Origin of the sequence: Collinsella aerofaciens, from assembly GCF_040915425.1 — a bacterium.
In the GTDB taxonomy this organism is placed as follows: Bacteria; Actinomycetota; Coriobacteriia; order Coriobacteriales; family Coriobacteriaceae; genus Collinsella; species Collinsella aerofaciens_BW.
The window spans coordinates 1-4,435 of the sequence record NZ_JBCPDN010000100.1 but is presented as its reverse complement, the minus strand read 5'-3'; the positions used below and the strand labels follow the sequence as shown (position 1 = coordinate 4,435).

Here is a 4,435-nt window from a genome sequence, read left to right as displayed (position 1 = left end):
GCCTCTCGGCGGCCTTGCGAAAAACAAATCCAAGTTAGACCATTTCAAATGGTTCGATGTCTGCCCGGATGCGACACTTGAAGTGTCCATCCTCGCAGTATCCGGTTCTCAAGGTGCACGCCTGCGCTGGTTCCCGGTCCGACCGGGCCGCGCGGCAAGGAGATATATTGCCAGACCGCGAAGCGATGTGGGACGTCAATTCCACTCTTCACAATTCCTACACAACATATCGCTTCCTATATAAGTAATAGAAAGGCTGATGCAGAAAAACTGCACGTATCAGATGATGACCCTTCGATTAAGAGATATATAAAGATCGGTCACCTGTAAGTGTCTATCTACCCGCGCTTTTGCTATATAAACCAGCGCTCTGGATAAAAAGAGGGAGTGCCGCGCACAGTGCGACACTCCCCTAGCGATTCAACAGAATCTATTAGGCCTCGAGAGCCTTCTTGGCAATGGCAGCCAGCTCGTTGAAGGACTCGATGTCCTCGTAAGCCATCTGAGCCAGGACCTTACGGTCGAGCTCGATGCCGGCAACCTTCAGGCCGTGCATGAACTGAGAGTAAGAGATGTCGTTCAGGCGAGCAGCAGCGTTGATACGGGTGATCCAGAGAGAGCGGATCTCGCGCTTCTTGTTGCGGCGATCACGATACTGATACTGCAGGGAGTGCTGGACCTGCTCTTTAGCATGCTTGTAAGTACGCGAAGCGGCACCGTAGTAACCCTTCGCACGGTGCATAACGGTACGGCGCTTCTTCTTGGCGGCAACAGCGCGCTTAATACGTGCCATGTTCTATCAACTCCTAGACGGTAAAACGAAAAACGGGAACGCGAACTTAGGCGAGACGCGACTTGATGACCTTGCGGTCGGCAGCGGCGATCTCGGTCTCCTGACGGAAGCCACGCTTACGCTTGGTGGACTTCTTGCTCAGGATGTGGCTCTTGAAAGCCTTGGCGCGCATAAGCTTGCCGGTACCAGTCTTGCGGAAACGCTTCTTGGTGCCGCTGTGGGACTTCATCTTAGGCATGAAATACTCCTTAATCGGTTACAGAACACTAGTTACTTGGTATCGCTTGCCGCTTTATCCTCATCAAAGGCGCCCTTAATCGGGGCGAGCAGCATAAGCATGTTACGGCCTTCCATCTTAGGCTTGGACTCGACCGTAGCGTAAGGCTTAAGATCCTCGGCGAGACGCTCGAGAACGTTAAGACCCTGCTCCGGGTGAGCCATCTCACGACCGCGGAACATGATGGTGATCTTGACGCGTGCGCCCTTCTTGAGGAAACGAAGAACGTGGCCCTTCTTGGTCTCGTAGTCGCCAACGTCGATCTTGGGTCGGAACTTCATTTCCTTAACCTCGACCTTGGACTGGTTCTTACGAGCTGCCTTGGCCTTCATGGCCTGCTGGTACTTGAACTTACCGTAGTCCATGACCTTGCAGACCGGCGGCTCCGCGTTGGGAGCGATCTCGACCAGGTCGAGACCCTGATCGTCGGCGACGCGCTGGGCATCGCGGATGGCGAACAGGCCGAGCTGAGAGCCATCGACGCCAATCAAACGGCACGAAGATGCAGTGATCTCGTCGTTGATGCGGGTGTCATCAGACTTAGCTATTTTCCCTACCTCCATTCATAAAAAAATAACCCGGCGCTTCTTTGCAACCAGGTCGTACACATAGACATCCTCGGTATGAGGAAGAGAATCTAAGTTGTATGACCAGTCAGCTGCTCATTGGCGCCAAAAGGTGGGAACCCTCGGGTTCCTCTTTAGGGCATTGCGGGAACAACGCCTTGTGGATAATAACACGCGCAGCGCGTTATCACATTACGTACACGAAAAAGAGAGGCCGTAACCCCCTTGAAGCGCAGATGCATGTATGGTGCCCGAGGCGAGACTCGAAGGGCCTTCGCTTCGCGAAGCCCCGGGCTTCGGGCGCACGGTGCCCTCGCCACGCTCCGCTACAAACAGGCCGCTGGCCTGTTTGCCTAACGCTCCGCGCGCTCACGCGAGTTCGGCACGAAAAAGGGGGCCTTGACCCCCTTGAACGCTCACTTGCATGTATGGTGCCCGAGGCGAGACTCGAACTCGCACGTTGTTGCCAACGGTGGATTTTGAGTCCACTGCGTCTGCCAATTCCGCCACTCGGGCACGTAATGCGTGAGTTAGTTTATCACAGCTTTCTGTTGATTAGTCCGAAAATGGAACTTCAAGCATTTCGATAAGCTCAATCTTGCGCAACATCTCCCGCTGACGGCATCCACGTCCGTCAACCGAGGCCTCGCCCATCTGGTTGTCATAGGGATCCTCACGCATGCCATCAGATACAGGGAATAAGTCCGCTTGGAACTGGGAGTTTGCCACCATGCGCCACGGATCGAGGTTGCCAAAGTAATGCTGGCGACGCCACTCCTCCCCCATTCTGCGCGCAGAGGAACCAAACGAAATATCGGCGTTAAGCCAACCGGTCTGAGGTGTGTAGAACTCGGCCCAGTCGTGCGGTCCCACCGAATCGGGCGCGACATACAGGCCGCTCTGCCAACGGGCAGGCACGCCCGCGATGCGGCACATGGTGATAAACGTGAGCGCCATAACGCCGCAATCGCCGCGGAGCGAGTGTGCACAGTCATCGGCGATAGAGCCCAAAAGCAGATATGGTGGCTGATAGCGATAGTCGATATGTTGCGTCAGATAATCATAGACGGCGCGAGCACGGTCAAGCGGATCGACGAGCCCGTCAATGATGTGCGCCGTCAGTTGACGCAGATACGGCGTAAACGCGATGTGCGGACGGTCCTCGGAAGCGTCCTCGGGCAGCGGTGCATCCGTGCACGGGCGTTCGGGCAGCGCGCCTCCATAAATGTCGCAATAGGCAGCATTAATGTGATAACGATAGGTTACCGAGAACGAGCGATCGGTCGAAGAACACCATGAGGCGGTGCGTGCCGGCGCATCCTCGGGGGCAACATGCCCCTCCGGCGTCATATCGAGAACCTCGACCTGAGACTGTTGACGGCAGGCGGCAGCAACGGGAAGCCACGCGCGAACGGCCTCCCCCTCAAGAGCACCGGGGACAGACACGGATGCCTTAAGGGTAATGATGCGAGACAGCCCATTCTGCGATTCCATCTCCTTGAGCATCTGGTTGCGTAGCGCAATTCCGTCCACAGGATCGGGACGCATGCCGGGGACCTCTTTGGGATAAACGCGAAGCGAATTAAGGAAGTTGTCAAGAACGAACAGCTCGCCATCGATAAAGCGCCAGTCAATACGCTTACGATCAATCAGGTCGTCAAACTGCTCTTCGGTAAACTCTGGCCACTCCTCGCGAATCATCGCAATGGCTCGATCACGCGACACCGAAAAATGAAGCGGCGTCTCGAGCATGCGATACCGCTCGGCGCGAACGCAGGCGGCCAGCGAAGGCTCGGGGTTCTGTTCCAAAAGGCGATTGCAGGCAGCAACAGCCTGCGTCAAATACCCGGCATCCTTAAGACGAAGAATCTCGGGCGGCAGTCCAACATCGAGATGACGAAAGTCATCACAGCAAACATCAACAGAGCAACCAACAGGACCCTCGTCAATAACCTTCCCATCCGAAGGCAGCACATCAATAACAGCCATAACCACTCCCGCGTCGAACGATAGACAACCCCCATTGTACCGAGATAAAAAAGAAAGCCCCAACAAAGGAGCCCTCAACGCCGATAAACGGTACCTATAAAAATGAATTCAGCCCAGTAACCCTGTAGCGAGTTAACGAAGGAGGCCCCGTTTCCCTGGAGCTGATTCCGTCGCGCGACTTCTGGCGAAGCCGGGTGAGCGCGAGGGAAACAGCGTAGGGGAAACGGGGCCACCGACGGGAAAGTTAAACCGCTACTTACGCCTTGTTGACGGAGCCAAACTCCTCCATGAGCTCCTTGGTGCGAGCAACGATGTTGTCGCGACCAGGCTTGAGGAGCTTGCGGGGGTCAAAGCCCTTGCCCTGCTGATCCTTGCCAGCCTCGATGTACTCGCGGACGCCCTTGGCGAAGACGAGCTGCAGGTCGGTGTTGACGTTGATCTTGGAGATGCCCAGGGAAATGGCCTTCTTGATCTGATCCTCGGGGATGCCGGTGCCACCGTGCAGGACGAGGGGCAGGTCACCGGTCTGGGCCTTGATCTCGCCCAGGCGCTCGAAGGAAAGGCCAGCCCAGTCGGCAGGGTACACGCCGTGGATGTTGCCGATGCCGCAGGCGAGGAAGTCGACGCCCAGGTCAGCGATCTGCTTGCACTCAGCAGGATCAGCGAGCTCGCCGCTGGAGGTCACGCCGTCCTCGGTGCCGCCGATGCCGCCGACCTCGGCCTCGATGGACATGCCCTTGGAGTGGGCAAGCTCAACGAGCTCCTTGGTGCGGTCGAGGTTAAGCTGGAAGGTCTCCTCGTGAGAGCCGT

6 protein-coding genes and 1 tRNA gene are annotated in these 4,435 nt (G+C 56.6%); 1 reads left to right on the top strand and 6 read right to left on the bottom strand.

The window, feature by feature from the left end; translation table 11 throughout:
- On the top strand, positions 1-244 hold a 244-nt coding region (locus AB5164_RS09815), incomplete at its 5' end, for a hypothetical protein (RefSeq protein ID WP_368143290.1).
- Between the two features lie 189 nt (positions 245-433).
- Here the strand turns inward: AB5164_RS09815 and rplT are convergent.
- From rplT to AB5164_RS09785, 6 genes are all read right to left on the bottom strand, one after another.
- A complete protein-coding gene (gene rplT / locus AB5164_RS09810) occupies positions 434-793 on the bottom strand; it encodes a 50S ribosomal protein L20 (protein ID WP_022094123.1) in 360 nt (119 codons plus the stop codon).
- Between the two features lie 46 nt (positions 794-839).
- Positions 840-1,031 (bottom strand): 50S ribosomal protein L35, encoded by a 192-nt coding sequence (rpmI, locus tag AB5164_RS09805; RefSeq protein WP_006234422.1) that lies wholly within the window; start codon positions 1,029-1,031, stop codon positions 840-842.
- A gap of 32 nt (positions 1,032-1,063) precedes the next feature.
- Positions 1,064-1,633, bottom strand: coding sequence for a translation initiation factor IF-3 (infC, locus tag AB5164_RS09800; protein WP_006234423.1), 570 nt, complete (start codon positions 1,631-1,633; stop codon positions 1,064-1,066).
- A 432-nt stretch (positions 1,634-2,065) separates the two neighbouring features.
- Positions 2,066-2,152 (bottom strand) — tRNA-Leu (locus AB5164_RS09795).
- Positions 2,153-2,191: 39 nt separating this feature from the next.
- The gene (locus AB5164_RS09790; RefSeq protein ID WP_368143291.1) at positions 2,192-3,625 is read right to left on the bottom strand and encodes a transglutaminase-like domain-containing protein; all 1,434 of its coding nucleotides are present in this window, start codon (positions 3,623-3,625) and stop codon (positions 2,192-2,194) included.
- Positions 3,626-3,881: 256 nt separating this feature from the next.
- The coding region (locus AB5164_RS09785; protein ID WP_368143292.1) for a class II fructose-bisphosphate aldolase at positions 3,882-4,435 on the bottom strand (554 nt) is incomplete at its 5' end.